We start from the raw sequence: 16,703 nt of genomic DNA, 5'->3' as shown, positions 1-16,703 counted from the left end.
AATAGTTTAGCAATGAGGCGGGGAATCTCCCACGATTTCACTTGGTAACTTTGATTTCTAATGAGTATTTTTGCATATTAAACGGGGGGAAAGTGATCGAAGATAACTATAGACATAAGGGTAAAAGACAGCAATTGGTAAAAACCGTAAAGAAAAAGGGGATTACCGATAAAGCAGTTTTAGATGCAATTGGGAAAATTCCCCGGCATTTATTTATGGATAGCAGTTTTGAAGATCACGCCTACCAGGATAAAGCTTTTCCCATTGCTGCAGATCAAACGATATCACAACCTTATACGGTGGCTTTCCAAACTGAAAAACTGGAAATTAAAAAAAGCGAGAAAGTTCTGGAAATAGGTACTGGTAGCGGTTATCAAACTGCGGTTTTATGTGAGCTAGGTGCTAAAGTTTATAGCATTGAGCGCCAACGCGAATTATATAAAAAAACAAAAGCTTTTCTAAATAAAATTGGCTATCGACCCAAACATCTTAGTTTTGGAGATGGCTACAAAGGAATGCCAGATTATGCGCCTTTTGATAAAATAATTGTAACTGCCGGCGCTCCTTTTGTGCCTAAAGACCTTTTAGGGCAGTTAAAAGTTGGGGGCAGGATGGTAATTCCTGTGGGTGACGATGTGCAAACTATGACGCTTTTTATAAGAAAATCTCCTACAGAATTTGATAAAACCGAATTTGGCCAGTTTAGGTTTGTGCCTTTGCTTGGGGATAAGAATTAGAAAGAGTTATAAGATATAAATTAATTAAACTATTTATATTAGGTAGAACCCTATTTCAGTCTTCCTGGAATATCCATACGTTCGTGTAAGATCCTTATGATCTCTATAATGTTGTTCTCAATTTTTCTGTAGAATATTAAATGAGATTTCACTTTTGTAACTCGATAATTTTTTCGTGTTTGCTCTACAGATTTTCCGGTCAGGAAATTATCAGCTATAAATTCTATTTCTGCAATAATCAGATTATAGTATCTATCAGCCTGTGGTTTAGACCATTTTTTAATTGTATAAATCCAAATACTTTCTAAATCCTCAATCGCTTGCTGACTTATGCGATATTTTTTACTCATCGATATTGGAATGTAATTTTTTTAAGTGCTCCTTTGGATCAAAATTTTCTACAAATCCACTTTCTTCTCCAATTTCCAAAGCTTTGACCAGTTCTAACTCCTTCCTTTCTTCTCTTTCCAATAATCTTAACGCTGATTGAATAACCTCGTTAGCTGAATTATATCTACCAGATTTCACCTCCTCATTGATGAAATCTTCAAAATAATCTCCAAGTGATATTAAAGTGTTTTTTCCCATTTTGAAAATTTATAATCTAAATATAACACATTTTGTTAGCGCGTCAAAACCTGAAAAATTCAAATAAGAAAGCCGGTTTAAAATATTTTAAACCGGCTTTCTTATGTTTAAGCTTTTGTTCGCTTACTTCTTTTTCTGTTGATTCTTTTGCTGTTCTGCCTGCTCCATCATTTCCTGCATTTTCCTGGTGAACTTATTTTGCTTTTTAGGCTTTTTCTTGTTCTCCTGGATCTTTGCATGAATTTTATCTTCGTCAATTATCACATATTTAATCACCAACATAATACCTATAGTAATCAGGTTAGAGGTGAAGTAGTACAATGAAAGTCCACTCGCGTAGTTGTTAAAGAAGAACAACATCATTAGCGGAGACAAATACATAATAAATTTCATATTAGGCATTCCCGGTTGCTGAGCCTGTTGCATACTTTGTCCCGTGGTCATCATCATATAAACAAAGATGGCGATAGATGCTAAAATTGGGAATAAACTCACGTGATCTCCATAAAATGGAATGTTGAATGGTAACTGAGCTATAGTATCATAACTTGATAAATCGTCTGCCCATAAGAATCCTTTCTGTCTTAACTGGAAAGCACTTGGGAAGAACTGGAATAAGGCATAGAAAACCGGAATTTGCATTAAAGCCGGTAAACAACCACTCATTGGGCTGGCTCCTGCTTTGCTATACAGCTTCATAGTTTCCTGCTGCTTTTTCATCGCATTATCCTTATACTTCTCGTTCAGCTCATTAATTTCAGGTCTTAAAACCTTCATTTTAGCCTGTGAGAGATAAGATTTGTAAGTAACCGGAGACAGTACAATTCTAACAACAATGGTCATTACAATAATGGCGATACCGTAGCTTGGTAGAACACCGCTTAAAAATGCGAAAAATGGGATGAATACGTATTTGTTAATCCACCCAAAAATTCCCCAACCTAATGGTACAACTTCATCAAGATTACGGTCATAATCATTTAAGATCTTATAATCGGTTGGTCCGTAATACCAGTTCATATTATAATTAAGCTCTCCACCATTTAATTCTAAAGGCAACTGTGCAGCAAAATCTTTGGTATAAACCGTATCTATTTCTTCGTCTTCCACAAGGTTTTGAGAAGTGAATTTTCCGCGACTAAATGGGGTGTCGGTCAATAATATAGAGGTGAAGAAATGCTGTTTAAAAGCTACATAAGTAATATTGTCATCTTCCTGTTCTTCAAAATCACCGCTGCCTAAATAATCGTCATCACCATCTTCATATTCATAAATGAGATCTGTATAACGATTTTCGTAAGAAATACTTTTTGCGTGACGGTAACCTTTTAACTGCCAGTTCATATTAATATCCCTGGAACTGTTAAATACGTCATTTAGCCCCTGAGATCTAATACTGAAATCTAACATATATTCACCCGGTTTCAGCACATAGCGATATTCCAGGAATTCGTTTTCTGAAACTTTCAGCTTCATAGAGATAATCTGATTATCTCCACTTTGAGTTACTTCGGGTTCAAAATAAAGGTTTTCGGTGTCAAGTGTTCTTCCGTCTGTAGTGGTGAAATTAATGTTGAAGGAAGCATTTCCGTCTTTAATTAAATAAACCGGAATAGAATCGAAGGTTTTGTAATTGGTTAACCTTGCTTCTGAAATATATCCACCTTTGTTATCAATTTTAAGTTCTAAAACATCGTTGGAAATGGTGGTGGTATTTTCTGTAGCCGATGGAAGACTTGCCGAATAACCGAAAGCACCTAAACGCTCACGAGCCTGGGCAAGGGCAGTAGAATCTGCACCCTGGCTTTGTACTTCCTGTTCTTGTTGTGGTGGCTGATTGGAATCTGTATTTCCGGGAACTTCAACCTGCTCGGTTTCCTGTTGTGGTTCTACTCCTTCTTCTGAGGCGCTGTTGGTGTACAGCATCCAAAGTAAAATTCCACCAATAAGTATAAATCCAATTAAGGACTGAACATCAAATTTCTTTTCTTCCATGCTTTTAAACTATAACTTGCTTCTGGTCAATAATTCCGCCAGTATTGCTTTTATGCCAGACTGGCATTTTTTTTATTTTTTGAGAAATCGTAGGCCGCTTTTATAAAGGCTATAAAAACCGGGTGCGGAGTCGCAACCGTACTTTTGTATTCCGGGTGGTATTGAACACCCACAAACCAGGGATGATCTTTTAATTCTATAACTTCTACCAGGCCGGTTTCGGGGTTAATTCCTGTACTAAGCATTCCCGCTTTTTCCAGCTCCTTCTTATATTTATTGTTGTATTCGTAGCGGTGGCGATGTCTTTCTTTGATCTCGGTTTTATTGTAAGCCTTTTGAATTTTAGAACCTTCGGTAAGTTTACAATCCCAGGCGCCAAGTCGCATTGTTCCGCCCTTATGAGTAACCTCTTTTTGCTCTTCCATAAGATCTATAACCGGGTGTTTAGTTTTAGGATCCATTTCGGTAGAATTGGCAGTTTTTAACTTTAATACGTTTCTTGCAAATTCAATTACTGCCATTTGCATTCCTAAGCAAATACCCAAAAATGGTAAATTATGCTGTCTTGCGTATTTTACCGCGTCAATTTTTCCTTCCACACCGCGTTCTCCAAATCCTGGTGCAACCAGAACTCCGTCTAAATTTGCGAATTTATGGTCTATAGTATTCTCATTTATAAATTCAGAATGAATACTTTCTACATTTACCTTCACTTCATTTTCGGCACCTGCGTGAATAAATGATTCAAGGATAGATTTATAAGAATCCTGTAACTCAACATATTTCCCGATTAAACCAATAGTGATTTCAGCTTTAGGATTTTTGTGTCTATCCAAAAACTGGTTCCACCGGTCTAAATTGGGAGTGGTTTCGTCGGGTAAATGTAATTTCTTTAAGGTTACGGTGTCCAGGCCTTCTTTCAGCATTAAATTTGGAACATCGTAAATAGTAGCTGCATCAATACTTTGAATTACCGCTTCCTGTCTCACGTTACAGAAAATAGCCAGTTTACGGCGAATATCATCTGAAAGTTCGTGCTCGGTTCTACAAACCAAAATATCTGCTTTAAGTCCGCTTTCCATCAAAGTTTTTACACTGTGCTGGGTTGGTTTGGTTTTAAGTTCGCCTGCAGCGGCAAGATAAGGAACAAGGGTGAGATGAATAATTAACGCATTTTCATCGCCTAATTCCCATTTTAATTGACGTACCGCTTCAATATATGGTAAGGATTCTATATCGCCTACTGTTCCGCCAATTTCGGTAATTACGATGTCGTAATCGCCATTTTGACCCAAGATCTGGATGCGATCTTTAATTTCGTTAGTAATATGCGGAACCACCTGTACGGTTTTTCCTAAAAATTCTCCACGGCGTTCTTTTTCAATTACACTTTGGTAAATACGGCCGGTAGTGACATTGTTTGCCTGGGAAGTATTTACATTTAAAAAACGTTCGTAATGGCCAAGGTCAAGATCGGTTTCGGCGCCATCTTCGGTAACATAGCATTCCCCATGTTCATAAGGATTTAAGGTGCCGGGATCTACGTTAATGTAGGGGTCGAGTTTTTGAATAGTGGTTCTAAATCCACGCGCTTGCAGTAATTTTGCCAGGGAAGCTGCTATAATTCCTTTTCCGAGGGAAGAAGAAACGCCGCCGGTGACAAAAATATACTTGGTTTCGGCCATTTTAAGAAGTGTTTGTTGCGTTGTTTGATTCAGGGCGCTAAATTACAAAGAAGAATAGAAAAGCCATTAATTTTAAACCTAATATTTTTTTGCTGAAAATTGCCTTAAAGTATGAATTATAATCAGCGTTTTGGAAACTTTCTTCTTATATCCCTAAGCAATTGTTCCATTCCGTTGAGTTTAAGTTCAAAGACTTCACTCATTTGCTGGCCAAGCTTTCCTTCCGGGAACCCTTTTTGTCGATACCAAACCAAATAATATTCAGGAATGTCGCTTAAATAATAGCCTTTGTATTTCCCGAAATGCATCTTAGCATGGGCAAGTTCTAAAAGGGCTTTATGGTTTGGTTTTAAACTCATTTACTCGATAATCGGCATTGTTGGGGAATAGCTTCTAAATTAAAAATATTATTTTCTATGAATGCTTCGGGAATTTGCTCCTAGGTAGTTTACGAATATTGCAAAATCGGTTGGAGCCGAGCAAATTTATTTTTGTTTAAAGGCTTTTCTATAAATTCTATAACCGAAGGATATTCTTTAGCTTTATTGCGATCTACAGCACTGGTGCTGGAGGTAAGAATAATTATTCTATGTTGATGTCCCTTAGTTTTTAATGAATCAAGAAATTCCCAACCATTCATTTCGGGCATATTTAAATCTAAAAATATAAGCGTGTTTTGCCGTTCTTCTAAATAGGCCAGGGCTTCTTCGGGATTGGTGAAATCTACAACATCTTTATCATAACCTTCTATTTCCAGTAGTTTTCGGGTAATAAAATTGGCTATGGGCTGGTCGTCTACCAGGATAATGGTACTCATAACTTTTTTGCTTTTAGCTGGGTTAATTCGGAAGAAGCCATTTCAATTACTTCTCTTAAAACCTGGTCCATTTCTTCTGAGGATTGTTTGAGTTTTGGCAAAAGTTCTTCCCGGCAGGTTTTATCGTCAAAAGCTTCAAAAAGCTGTACTATGCCTTGAATTCGAGATAATGGCTCCCTCACATTATGAGCATTTAAAGCTGAAATATGCAGTAATTTCTCATTTTTCTCTACCACTTCTTTAGTGCGGTTGGCAATGGTTTGCTTTTGGTTTTCTACTATTTGATTGATTTTTTTATTCTGGATTTTAATTACGTCTAAAGCCTGTAACAACGACTGGTTCTTATGATAAAGTTCTTCTTTTAAGTGAATCTCCTGAAATTTCGCCTGGAAACTATCGCTTATTAATTTTAGCATTTCAATATCTCCAACATCAAAAGCTTTATTTTTATCTGATATTAGGGAAACAGTAAAATCCACATCCATCTTTTTAAAGGTCCAGCACCATAAAGCTGGAGAATCTAAAGTATTAGAAATAATTTTTTCACTTAGTTGAGACGGGATTTCTTCAGTTTTAATGGGAATATTATTCTCTAAAATCTGCAGTTCGTGGGTAAGTAAATTTTCTTTTGAAATAAGTTCAAATTCACCCTTTGCATTACACTGGCAATACACCAAATAAGATCCTGCCTGGTTTACACTAATTCTAAAAAGATGGAAATTAAGTAGGTATTTTAAGAAGCGCACAGAAACCTGGGAAACTTCTTCCAAACTCTTACAACGATTTAAATTGTTGCTGAATTTTGAAAAAGTTTCGTAAGTAATTCTATAAACCCGGGAGGTTCTATCCTGTAAAGATTCCATTAAAATTTGAACTTATTCTGGGGTTTCCAGTAATTCGTTGTCTATCTTGATTCCAGAAACATCAGCTATGGTATTCAGCATATTCACTAAATCGGCCTGGGCCATTAATTCCTGGATTTCTGTTTGAGAAAATCCGGCTTTTTCTAATTCTTCAAAATCTTCGTCTGAAACTTCACTATGGTTAAGCGCCGCATGAGTCACAATTTTTACCGCAGTTCTAAAACTGGCTGGCATAGAAGGAGAATTTATATTTTCTGTAGCTTTAAAACCTTCATCTTCCGAAATCATAGCACTCATGCTATCGGCAAAAATTCCGTGTGCGTGAGAGCAATAATTGCAGCCACGTTCCTTAGATACATTGTAAATAATGAGTTGTTTAAGCACATTAGGTACTTCTCCTTCCATCAAGGTATTCTTTAATTTACTCCAGTTTCCTTTTAATAGGGTGGCGTTGGTGCCCTGGCATTTAAACCAGTTTAAAACAAATGGAAGTTGAAGGGTTTTTTTGGTATCATCATAAATTTCCTGAACTTCGGGAGAGGCTTCTTCATAAGAAACCATAGGATAACGTGCTGTAGCGTTCATTTTTGAGTAGTTGTTTGTAATAGATTTGAGGTTTTTTTAAGGTTGTCCAAAATAAGTTAATATTTTAAAACGTCCTAAATTAATTTAGTAGGAACATCCTTTTAACAACTGTCTACCTTAATAAGTTTTAATCTAACAAATTTGAAAAGTATATTTTTGCGATATATTTTATAAAATGAAGTACCAGTACCAAATAAGATTAAGTCCCGAAGAAGCTGTAAATCAGCAAAAACTTAAACGGGCAGTTGCCCGGCACGGGGGCATAGCTCTAAAAGATATCACGTATGTGAATATTTTAAAACGATCTATTGATGCCCGGCAAAAGGCCATAAAGATCAATTTAAAAGTTGATGTTTATGTGAAAGAAGCATTCACGGAAGATAAAATCTATCTCCCCGATTACCAGAATGTGAAAAATAAAGAGAAAATTATAATTGTTGGCGCTGGTCCTGCGGGCTTATTTGCTGCCCTTCGTTTTATTGAATTAGGCTTTAAACCAATTATTATTGAACGCGGAAAAGATGTAAGAACCCGGCGTAGGGATTTAAAAGCACTCAATATTGAACATATTGTAAATGAAGATTCTAATTACTGTTTTGGTGAAGGTGGTGCGGGAACTTACAGCGATGGTAAACTTTATACCCGATCTAAAAAACGCGGTGATGTAGACCGAATTTTAAAATTATTCGTTGGCTTTGGCGCTACTCCAGAGATTATGGTAGATGCGCACCCGCATATTGGAACCAATAAACTTCCGGCGATTATTGCTGATATTCGGGAGCTCATAATTAACTGCGGCGGGGAGGTCCTTTTTGAAACGAGGCTAACCGATATTCTTATTGTTAATAATGAAGTTACCGGAATTAAAACTTTAAAAGGCGACATGATTAATGCAAAAAAAATTATCCTGGCAACGGGACATTCGGCCAGGGATATTTTTGAGCTTTTGCATAGAAAAAATATAGAAATTGAAGCCAAATCTTTTGCGCTTGGGGTTAGGGTAGAGCATCCCCAGGAGCTTATAGATCAAATTCAGTATAAATGCGATTCCAGGGGAGAATTTCTTCCGCCTTCGCCTTATAGTATCGTGAAGCAGGTAAAGGGTAGGGGAATGTATTCTTTTTGTATGTGTCCCGGCGGGATTATAGCTCCCTGCGCCACCGCACCGGGTGAAGTAGTTACCAATGGCTGGTCTCCCAGTAAACGCGATCAACCAACCGCAAACTCAGGGATTGTGGTAGAATTAAGACTATCAGATTTTAAAAATACCGAAAAAAATCCGCTTGCGGCAATGGAATTTCAAAAGCAAATTGAACAAAAAGCCTGGTTGGAAGGCGGAAGTACACAAAAAGTACCGGCGCAACGCTTAGTAGATTTTACGCAAGGAAAAATTTCTGAAAACCTTCCGGTAACTTCCTATAAACCCGGAGTCACTTCTGCTGATTTAGGAAATGTATTTCCGGAATTTATTCATAAAACTTTACAGGAAGGCTTTAAAGAATTCAACAAAAGCATGCGGGGTTTTTTAACCAATGAGGCCGTGGTGCACGCCCCTGAATCCAGAACTTCTTCCCCGGTAAGAATTCCGCGGGACCCTTACAGTTTTGAACATGTGCAAATAAAAGGGCTATATCCCTGCGGGGAAGGTGCCGGTTACGCCGGTGGGATTATTTCGGCAGCAATAGATGGAGAAAGGTGTGCCGAAAAATGTGTGGAAAGTATGCAGAAATCTTAACCGTTTATAAAGGTTAAATTCTTGATAATTGTCAAGACATTAATAGTGTTGATTTTGGTTTTTTTTATCTTCATTTTTTGAAAACAACCACCGTTAAAAATCAGAATTATGCCCATAGTAGGTTCCTTAATAAAAAGCCTTATAGATCTTCGCGACAACATAGTTTCAGAACCGGAGGCAGAAGAAGCCCAAAAAGAGGTTCTTACCAGGTTACTTAAAAAAGCAAAAGACACTCAATTTGGTAAACATTACGATTTTGAATCGATTTTAAAGTCAGATGATGTTCAAAAAACCTTTGCCCAAAAAGTACCCTATTTTGATTACAATAAGCTTAATAAGGAATGGTGGTATAAATTACACGATGGCGAAAAAGACGTAACCTGGCCGGGTAGACCGCCTTATTTTGCAGTGAGTTCAGGTACTACCGGGACAAGCAGTAAGCGTATTCCGGTTACCGATGAAATGCTGGAATCTATTAGAAAAGCAGGAATAAAACAGGTGAGTGCTTTAAGTAATTTTGATCTTCCCCCAGATTTCTTTGAAAAGGAAATCATGATGCTGGGAAGCTCTACCGATCTTGAGAAAGAAGGAGATCACCAGGAAGGTGAAATTAGCGGAATTAGCGCAAGTAATATCCCATTTTGGTTTCGCGGATATTATAAACCAGGGGAAGAAATTTCAAAAATTGAAGAATGGGATGAGCGCGTTCAACGTATTGCCGAAAACGCTAAAAACTGGGATATTGGAGCCTTAAGCGGCATTCCCTCCTGGCTTGAGCTTATGATGAAAAAGGTTATTGAATATAATAACCTGGATAATATACACGATATCTGGCCTAACTTAAAGGTTTACGCTTCCGGCGGGGTTGCCTTTGAACCTTACGAAAAGAGTTTTAATGCTTTGCTGGGCCACCCAATTACGGTTATTGATACTTACCTGGCTTCAGAAGGATTTTTGGCAGTGCAGGCACGACCCGAAACTAACGCGATGAAGCTGATTCTGGACAACGGAATTTATTTCGAATTTGTTCCGTTTAAAGCCGAATATATCAACCAGGATGGTTCTATAGTTGAAGATGCACCGGTGATTTCTTTAGATGAAGTTGAAGAGGAAAAGGATTATGTTTTACTAATTAGTACTGTTTCCGGGGCTTGGAGATATCTTATTGGAGATACTATTAAATTTACCGATGTGGAACGCAAAGAAATTCGTATAACCGGAAGAACAAAATTCTTCTTAAACGTGGTGGGTTCTCAACTTTCAGTAAATAAAATGAATGATGCAGTGCAGGAGCTTGAAGATAAATTTGATATAAAAATTCCTGAGTTTACGCTGGCCGCGGTAAGAATTGATGGAGAATTTCATCACCACTGGTATTTAGGAACCGAAGGCGATACTCCAGAAGAAGAACTTAAAGAAGCTTTAGATGAATCTTTAAAAAATGCTAATAAGAATTATAAAGTAGCCCGTTCTAAAGCTTTAAAAGGGGTTAAAGTGACTAAAGTTCATCCAAATATTTTCCCGGAGTGGAGTGCTGCCAATAAGAAAAAAGGCGGACAGGTGAAAATGGAAAAAGTTATGGACGAGGAGAAATTTGCAAAATGGGAAAAATTCGTAAACGAACAAAAAGCCTAATCGTCGTCTTCATCAATTTCATCAATTAAAGCCATAATCTCTTCTTGCGAAAGGTAAAGTTTTTTAATTCTGGCTTTGTAGGTATCAGCGAGATGGGTGTGGTTTAAGATAAAATCTTTAGTAGCGATAATATATTTTCCGAGTCCGTGGTTTACTGCATAGGTATCTGCAGCTCTTTCAGCTTCTTGAATATACCGTTTTGAAGTTAGATATTTAACTCCAAACCATACCATATTTACTGCACTGCGTTCGCGATAATCCATAATGTGACCCAACTCGTGCCCAATCCATCCAATAAGTACATCAGAAGGAACATTTTTTACATCAAAAACTTCATCTTCAATTTTAATGTGTTCGCTTATCATCACAAAATAACTACGATTCTTTTTGTTTTTTAGCAAGCCTGAAACTTTTGGCTGCGCCTGCATAAAAGATTTCTGAATTTTCTTTTTAAACTTAAATTCAATAGGCGTGTCTTTTAACTCGGGGTAGTGGGATAGTGCCACATAGGTCTCTCTCCAAATTTCATCGGGCACAATTTTATTTTCAAACTTTAAAGTATCTTTCTGTTTCATTTGTTCCTGGGCATAAAGCGTACTCCAATTCCATTGGCAAAATAGAATTGCGGTAATTAATAAAAAATATGTTTTACGTATAGAATTCAATTTAGTTTCTTGTCTGTAGTGCTAAAAATATAGTAAACCTGCTGGTTTCACCAAGAAAGTAGTTATAAAATAAACATAAAAAAAGGCCATCCTTATTGGTGACCTTTTTTTATTGAATTTCTAAAACTTTATTTAGAAATTATCCTTGCATTAACTGCTGTAATCTCTGTTGCAATTCAGTATCGGTTTGAAGTGCCATTGCGATTTTCTCGTAACGTGCAACATCAAGACCTTCTTCTGAAATAGCACTTTCCATTTCTTCTTGAAATTCGCTTTGCATTCCTTCAATTTCAGCAACAACTTCTTTGTGCTTTGTTTTTTCTTCTTCAGAAGCATCAACCTCAGTATTTGGGTCTAAAGATGCCTGATGAATTTCATTAAAACGCTGAATGTCAAATCCGCTATCTTCTACTTTCTTCGCCATCTCCTGTTGCGCCTGCTGGTTTACCATTCTAATTTTTTGGTAAGCATCAGCAAATTTAGAAAGCTCCTCGTCACTAACATCTACTTCTACAGCTTGCTGTTGTTGCTGTGGCAGTTGTTGAGTTTGGGCAAATACACTTGCTGATCCTAGTAGGGCAAAAGCAAATAATAAACCTGCAATCTTTTTTGATTTAATCATAATCTTTGTTTAAAGTTTTTAATGAAGCGCAATCTAAAAATATCATATTGCGACACAAATATTATTGATATTAATATTTAGTTTTTTAGAGAAATTTAACTCAATTTGAGAACCTTGTTAAAATCCTTTCTCTAATTGCTCAGTTTTTAACTTCATATGTATAATACCGGTAACAAATGAATAGTTTTTGAAGGAAATATTTTTGTACTATACTTTTCGTAATCACCTGGAATACAAATTATTAAAATCCACGAGCAGAAATTACTTCCAGATTAATAGGTTCTCCAATATCATCTTCCAGCTTCTTTTTAATTTCACGAATTTCATCGCTACTCAGGTTTTCTGGCCCCACCAGGGTAAGCGAAACGCGTAAAGGATCTCCAAATCTAACTTTCACATCCCTAATTACCAATTCGTTTACGGTAGAGCCTTCTAATTCCCGGGTAATACTGGCCTCCTTTTTTATTCGATTAAAAGAAAGGGAAAGGGGCACCATCACCATCCCGATTAAAATTAAGGTATAAACCAAACCGAGTTTTGCACGTTTAAATGGCGCAAAACCGAGGACGAGAAAGGTAATTCCCGCAAACATTATAATTCCCGCAAGGTTGGTTAAATACAGTAAAAAGGCTCCTGAAAATACCTGCCAGTCCCACCAGCCAATTCCAATCCCTGCAACGGCCAATGGTGGTACCAGCGCAACCGCAATAGCTACACCCGCAAGGCTTTTTGCAATACCTTCTTTTGCATGTGCATAAGCCGCAGCCACTCCAGACGCTACCGCAATTCCCATATCCAAGAGTGTAGGGGAGAGGCGAGCATCAATTTCAGAAGTGATTAATTTTATTGGAATAATAAGGGTAACCCCAGAGGAGAATAAGAGCGAAACTCCGGTTCCAATTAAAATGGTAATAATTCCCCTTTTGAGCATATTGGTATCGTAACGTACCATTCCCATCGCAAAAGAGACGATAGGAGAAATAATAGGTGCCAAAATCATCGCTCCAATTATAACCGGTGATGAATCAGCGAAGAGTCCGAAAGTGGCGATGAGGGTGGAGAGGATCATCATTACCACATAAATTGAGGTAGTTTTAGAATTTTCCCGCAATACTTTAAATAATTCCTGAAATTCCTCGGTTGTGGCGCGGGGAAAAATAGGTAATGTACGTTTGGTTAATTCTTCGCGTTTTTCGCCGGTAGGCAGGGTATCGGTTTTATTACTCTTTTTTAAATTGGCTTCATCTTTTTCTGTGCAATATTTACTGGCCTGCGCCAGGCAAAGTGATTCGGGTTCTACCCTGAGAGATATTTCTTTGGCCTGCTCTTTTTCTCCATCTATGGTAAATTCTATTTCAGAAGAATTTTTGATGTGTAGGTTGGCAATTTTTAATCTACCAATAAAAGATGGCGTCTTATCTAATTGTTTGCCACCAGGAAGTAAACTGCGTAATAAAAACCATATTAATTGCAATAAATTAGTAGGAGAAATAATAAGTACTGTAAACATCCCATCGTTCAAAGAACTTTCAGAAACCAGTCTTCTAGCTACAACCGAGCTTAATGCATGTTCTACTACAATTATTCCCAGGGCCGAAGTATGAATTATTTTTTCATCTTCTGAGCTTATCACATACGAGTTGTGGGAAAGGGAAGATAAATGCCTGATGTTTTTAAAAAAGGTGTAAACTTCCCTTACAAAATTATTGTTCTGATGATCTTCAGTGAAAATAAAAACATTCCCAATATTAACCGACTGGAATATGGGAATATCGTTACAATAGAGCATATCTAAAGTATGCGCTTCTTCATTTTCGAGAATTTCTTCTATAACTTCTTTTGGGTCATTTGCAATCCCCAGGCCCTTGGTGGTATAGGTGTTCTCGGGATGGGGTAGAATCCCAACTTTCTGGTTTTTCTTGGCAGCTTTCGGCAAAAATTCCCTTAGAAACTCATCGCTTAAATAAGTGACTATTATGTCATCATTTCCTGCTTCAAATTCGGTTTCCGGGTAATCTATGGTTTGTTTTTCGGTATTTTCTAATAACGGAAAAATATCATTCTCCACAGTTTCCCTATCATCAGGATGATGTAAAATATACAGCATAGTTTCTTATTGCGATTGCAGCGCCAAGATAAGGCTTTTTGAAATCGGCACTAAAAGTTTAACCTGAGTTTTTGACTTAGACTATAAGAATAGCTTGAGCTTAGTCTTCTTCCTTTAAGTATTTATCTAAAAATTGTCTTATTTGCCTGTACCCTTCAATTTCATTCTCTTTTTTAATAAACCCATGACCTTCATCTTCAAAAACAACATATTCTACTGGAACATCATTTTCTTTTAATGCGGCAACAATTTCATCTGATTCTACCTGAAGCACCCGTGGGTCGTTAGCTCCCTGTAAAACCATTACGGGATTTTTAACCTGTTCGGCGTGAAAAAGCGGTGATTTATTATAAAGCGCGATGGAATCTTTTACAGGATCGCCCATTTCTTCGTAAAGCGCTTCACGAAAAGCTTCCCAGTAAGGCGGAATAGATTTTAAGGTGCGTAACCAATTAGTTACCCCAAATATATTTACACCTGCTTTAAACTCATCTGGAGTAAAAGTCATTGCCGCCATCGTCATATAACCGCCATAGCTACCTCCAAGAATCCCTATTTTTTCTGAATCTATATATTCCTGTTGCTGCAACCATTTTTTACCCCAAATGCAATCTTTTAAATCTTCATCTCCATGTTTTTTATCATCCATTTTGAAGAAACTTTTTCCATAACCGCTACTGCCACGGTTATTTACCGCCAGGATTGCATAACCCTGGTTCACCAAATACTGAATTAAAGCTGAGTAACCCACTCGCGATTGGCCCCCTGGCCCACCATGAACCCAAACCAGGGCGGGAACCTTGTTGTTTTTTGTAGCTTGATGCGGTTTGTAATAAATGGCAGGAATTTCCAGTCCGTCAAAAGATTCGTACCGAACCACTTCAGCTGAAACCAGGTCTTCAGAATTAATTTTGGGATTTAGCGTATTGGTTAATTTCTTTAATTCTCCCGATGAAAAATTATAAATATATAGATTATTAGGAGCTTTTGCTGTGCCAATGGTAAGCCGCATTAGTTCTTCACTATTCGAAATATTTACTGCTACAATATCTTCATTTTCCATATCGGGAAGATCAACTTCCTCACCGGTTTCGGTATTTTCGATAATTAGACTGTTTTTTCCGTCTTCATTAATACCTATCACCCTGTATTTATCATTTTCACTAAGATAACTATACATTACGTCCCAATTGGTCTCAAACAAATTGCTGCTTTGGTTAGTTTCAAGATTATATGCTATTAAACTTTTAAATTCCCTACCGGCGTTGGTAATGTAATAGAAATGTTCGTCATTTTTAGAAAAACCGGAAGCTGAATATTGAGCTGATTCTTCTGAAAGTTCTGTCATTTCTTCGGTTTCTAAATGGTATAAATAAAGCTTATTTTCACTGGTGGTAATAGCTTTGGTGAGGGCAATTAATTTCCCATTGTGAGAGATATCTTCAAAAGAGAGATTTTCTTCATTTTTATAAATTAACTCACTTTCCCTGCTCTGCATATCCATTTCGTATAAATCAAAAAACTGCGGATTCCTTTTATTTGAAAGATAATAGAAACCGGTTTTCTCATTGTTCCATCCGGCAAATTGTGATTTTTCATTTTCTCCAGAAGTTAAATCGGTAGAAGTTCCATTTTCTTCCAGCAGGTAAATATGGTTAATTTCATTTCCGCCTTTATCTGCCGAATAAAGGATATTCTCAGAATTTGGAACATAATCTATAGCAAAATAAGAATCTTCTTCAGAAGAAGTTACTTGTTGCATTTCTGCGGAAGAAATATCAATTTCAAACAAATTAAAAATTCCGCTTTTATCTGAGCTTACCAGTATTTTATCTTCTTCAGGAGAAAAATAACCTCCCCCTATACGAGTATTTTCGTAAAACTGTTCAATAGTATAATCTTCCGGTTCCTGGTTTTGTTGCGCAAATACGGGAAGGCTAAGAAAAGCCATTAAGTAAATAAAATATTTCATAATTAGAAGTTTTGGTTGGTGATGTGGTTTGATAATCAGTATTTTAAATAAACTAAATTTACGTAATTTTCGCTGAATTAGTTTAGGTAGCCTGTTTTTTGCAAAAAGTAGGGTTTATTACTATTTTGAAGAAAAATTAATTAATTATGAAAAATGAAAATCTCCCAGCAATTATTTTATTTGCAGCTACTACGGCTTCAAAAAATTTTAACTTCAGCAAAGATCACGATACCATTCGGGTGAAGGATTTAAAAACTTCTGTGAATTTCTATGAAAACATCCTGGGATTAAAGCAAATATATAATGGTGGTCTTGGAGATCACATAAAATGGTTTCAGCTAAATAATAAGGTACAGCTGCATTTGGTTGAAAGTGATACGGAAATAGTAAAGAATAAAGGCTTTCATTCTGCATTTAATACCGAGAATCTATCAGAATTTATGGATTTTCTGAAAGATAAAAACATTCCTTTTGAAAACGGGAAGGGTGAAAAAGATACGGTAACCAACCGTCCAGACGGGATCAGGCAAATTTACTTTCAGGATCCCGATGGGTACTGGATTGAGGTGAATGATAATAAACTAAATTGAAGCATACTCATAAAGCATTCTAAAGGAATAATAGTTTAGGTTGAAAGCAAGCCTGAATACTTAAAATTCAATTATTGAATAAAGTTGGGAGTGTTAGCTCAACTCTG

Annotated in this window: 16 protein-coding genes; 4 read left to right on the top strand and 12 right to left on the bottom strand. The window is 36.8% G+C overall.

From position 1 onward, the window contains the following. The first annotated feature begins 95 nt into the window (after positions 1–95). A complete protein-coding gene (locus tag B5488_RS05820) occupies positions 96–737 on the top strand; it encodes a protein-L-isoaspartate(D-aspartate) O-methyltransferase (protein WP_079736537.1) in 642 nt (213 codons plus the stop codon). Positions 738–787: 50 nt separating this feature from the next. Here B5488_RS05820 and B5488_RS05815 read toward each other — a convergent pair whose 3' ends face one another. The 8 genes from B5488_RS05815 to B5488_RS05780 form a co-directional block, all read right to left on the bottom strand. After that, on the bottom strand, positions 788–1,087 hold the full coding sequence (locus B5488_RS05815; RefSeq protein ID WP_079734404.1) for a type II toxin-antitoxin system RelE/ParE family toxin: 300 nt from the start codon (positions 1,085–1,087) through the stop codon (positions 788–790). Next, complete coding sequence (locus B5488_RS05810; protein WP_079734403.1) at positions 1,080–1,325, bottom strand: type II toxin-antitoxin system ParD family antitoxin; 246 nt, start codon at positions 1,323–1,325, stop codon at positions 1,080–1,082. The genes B5488_RS05815 and B5488_RS05810 overlap by 8 nt, the downstream gene beginning before the upstream one ends. Positions 1,326–1,448: 123 nt before the next feature. Beyond that, positions 1,449–3,320: a membrane protein insertase YidC gene (gene yidC / locus B5488_RS05805; protein WP_079734402.1), complete on the bottom strand. Its 1,872-nt coding sequence runs from the start codon at positions 3,318–3,320 to the stop codon at positions 1,449–1,451. A 50-nt stretch (positions 3,321–3,370) separates the two neighbouring features. Then, a complete protein-coding gene (locus B5488_RS05800; RefSeq protein WP_079734401.1) occupies positions 3,371–5,005 on the bottom strand; it encodes a CTP synthase in 1,635 nt (544 codons plus the stop codon). A 122-nt stretch (positions 5,006–5,127) separates the two neighbouring features. Continuing rightward, complete coding sequence (locus B5488_RS05795) at positions 5,128–5,364, bottom strand: DUF3820 family protein (protein ID WP_079734400.1); 237 nt, start codon at positions 5,362–5,364, stop codon at positions 5,128–5,130. A gap of 89 nt (positions 5,365–5,453) precedes the next feature. After that, positions 5,454–5,822 carry a response regulator gene (locus B5488_RS05790; RefSeq protein ID WP_079734399.1) on the bottom strand — a complete coding sequence of 123 codons (369 nt, stop codon included), beginning with the start codon at positions 5,820–5,822 and terminating at the stop codon, positions 5,454–5,456. After that, the gene (locus tag B5488_RS05785; RefSeq protein WP_079734398.1) at positions 5,819–6,685 is read right to left on the bottom strand and encodes a histidine kinase; all 867 of its coding nucleotides are present in this window, start codon (positions 6,683–6,685) and stop codon (positions 5,819–5,821) included. The genes B5488_RS05790 and B5488_RS05785 overlap by 4 nt, the downstream gene beginning before the upstream one ends. A 12-nt stretch (positions 6,686–6,697) precedes the next feature. Further along, positions 6,698–7,270: a carboxymuconolactone decarboxylase family protein gene (locus B5488_RS05780; RefSeq protein ID WP_079734397.1), complete on the bottom strand. Its 573-nt coding sequence runs from the start codon at positions 7,268–7,270 to the stop codon at positions 6,698–6,700. Positions 7,271–7,445: 175 nt separating this feature from the next. Between B5488_RS05780 and B5488_RS05775 the strand changes: the two genes are divergently transcribed. Together B5488_RS05775 and B5488_RS05770 are read left to right on the top strand one after the other, a co-directional pair. Continuing rightward, positions 7,446–9,005: an NAD(P)/FAD-dependent oxidoreductase gene (locus tag B5488_RS05775; RefSeq protein ID WP_079734396.1), complete on the top strand. Its 1,560-nt coding sequence runs from the start codon at positions 7,446–7,448 to the stop codon at positions 9,003–9,005. Positions 9,006–9,113: 108 nt separating this feature from the next. After that, entirely contained in the window at positions 9,114–10,640 is a 1,527-nt protein-coding gene (locus B5488_RS05770) for a GH3 family domain-containing protein (protein WP_079734395.1), read from the top strand. Here B5488_RS05770 and B5488_RS05765 read toward each other — a convergent pair. The 4 genes from B5488_RS05765 to B5488_RS05750 all read right to left on the bottom strand — a co-directional run bounded on the left by B5488_RS05765 (position 10,637) and on the right by B5488_RS05750 (position 16,006). Beyond that, positions 10,637–11,215: a M48 family metalloprotease gene (locus B5488_RS05765; protein ID WP_079736536.1), complete on the bottom strand. Its 579-nt coding sequence runs from the start codon at positions 11,213–11,215 to the stop codon at positions 10,637–10,639. The genes B5488_RS05770 and B5488_RS05765 overlap by 4 nt on opposite strands. A gap of 229 nt (positions 11,216–11,444) precedes the next feature. Then, complete coding sequence (locus tag B5488_RS05760; RefSeq protein ID WP_079734394.1) at positions 11,445–11,927, bottom strand: DUF4168 domain-containing protein; 483 nt, start codon at positions 11,925–11,927, stop codon at positions 11,445–11,447. Between the two features lie 241 nt (positions 11,928–12,168). Further along, on the bottom strand, positions 12,169–14,034 hold the full coding sequence (locus B5488_RS05755) for a TIGR00341 family protein (protein ID WP_079734393.1): 1,866 nt from the start codon (positions 14,032–14,034) through the stop codon (positions 12,169–12,171). A gap of 100 nt (positions 14,035–14,134) precedes the next feature. Further along, a complete protein-coding gene (locus tag B5488_RS05750; protein ID WP_079734392.1) occupies positions 14,135–16,006 on the bottom strand; it encodes a S9 family peptidase in 1,872 nt (623 codons plus the stop codon). A 146-nt stretch (positions 16,007–16,152) separates the two neighbouring features. Between B5488_RS05750 and B5488_RS05745 the strand changes: the two genes are divergently transcribed. Continuing rightward, positions 16,153–16,596 (top strand): VOC family protein, encoded by a 444-nt coding sequence (locus tag B5488_RS05745; RefSeq protein WP_079734391.1) that lies wholly within the window; start codon positions 16,153–16,155, stop codon positions 16,594–16,596. Positions 16,597–16,703 lie beyond the last annotated feature (107 nt).

This window comes from Salegentibacter salegens, assembly GCF_900142975.1.
Taxonomy (GTDB): Bacteria; Bacteroidota; Bacteroidia; order Flavobacteriales; family Flavobacteriaceae; genus Salegentibacter; species Salegentibacter salegens.
The sequence above is the reverse complement of the archived record's forward strand: the minus strand, read 5'-3'. Positions and strand labels throughout refer to the sequence as shown.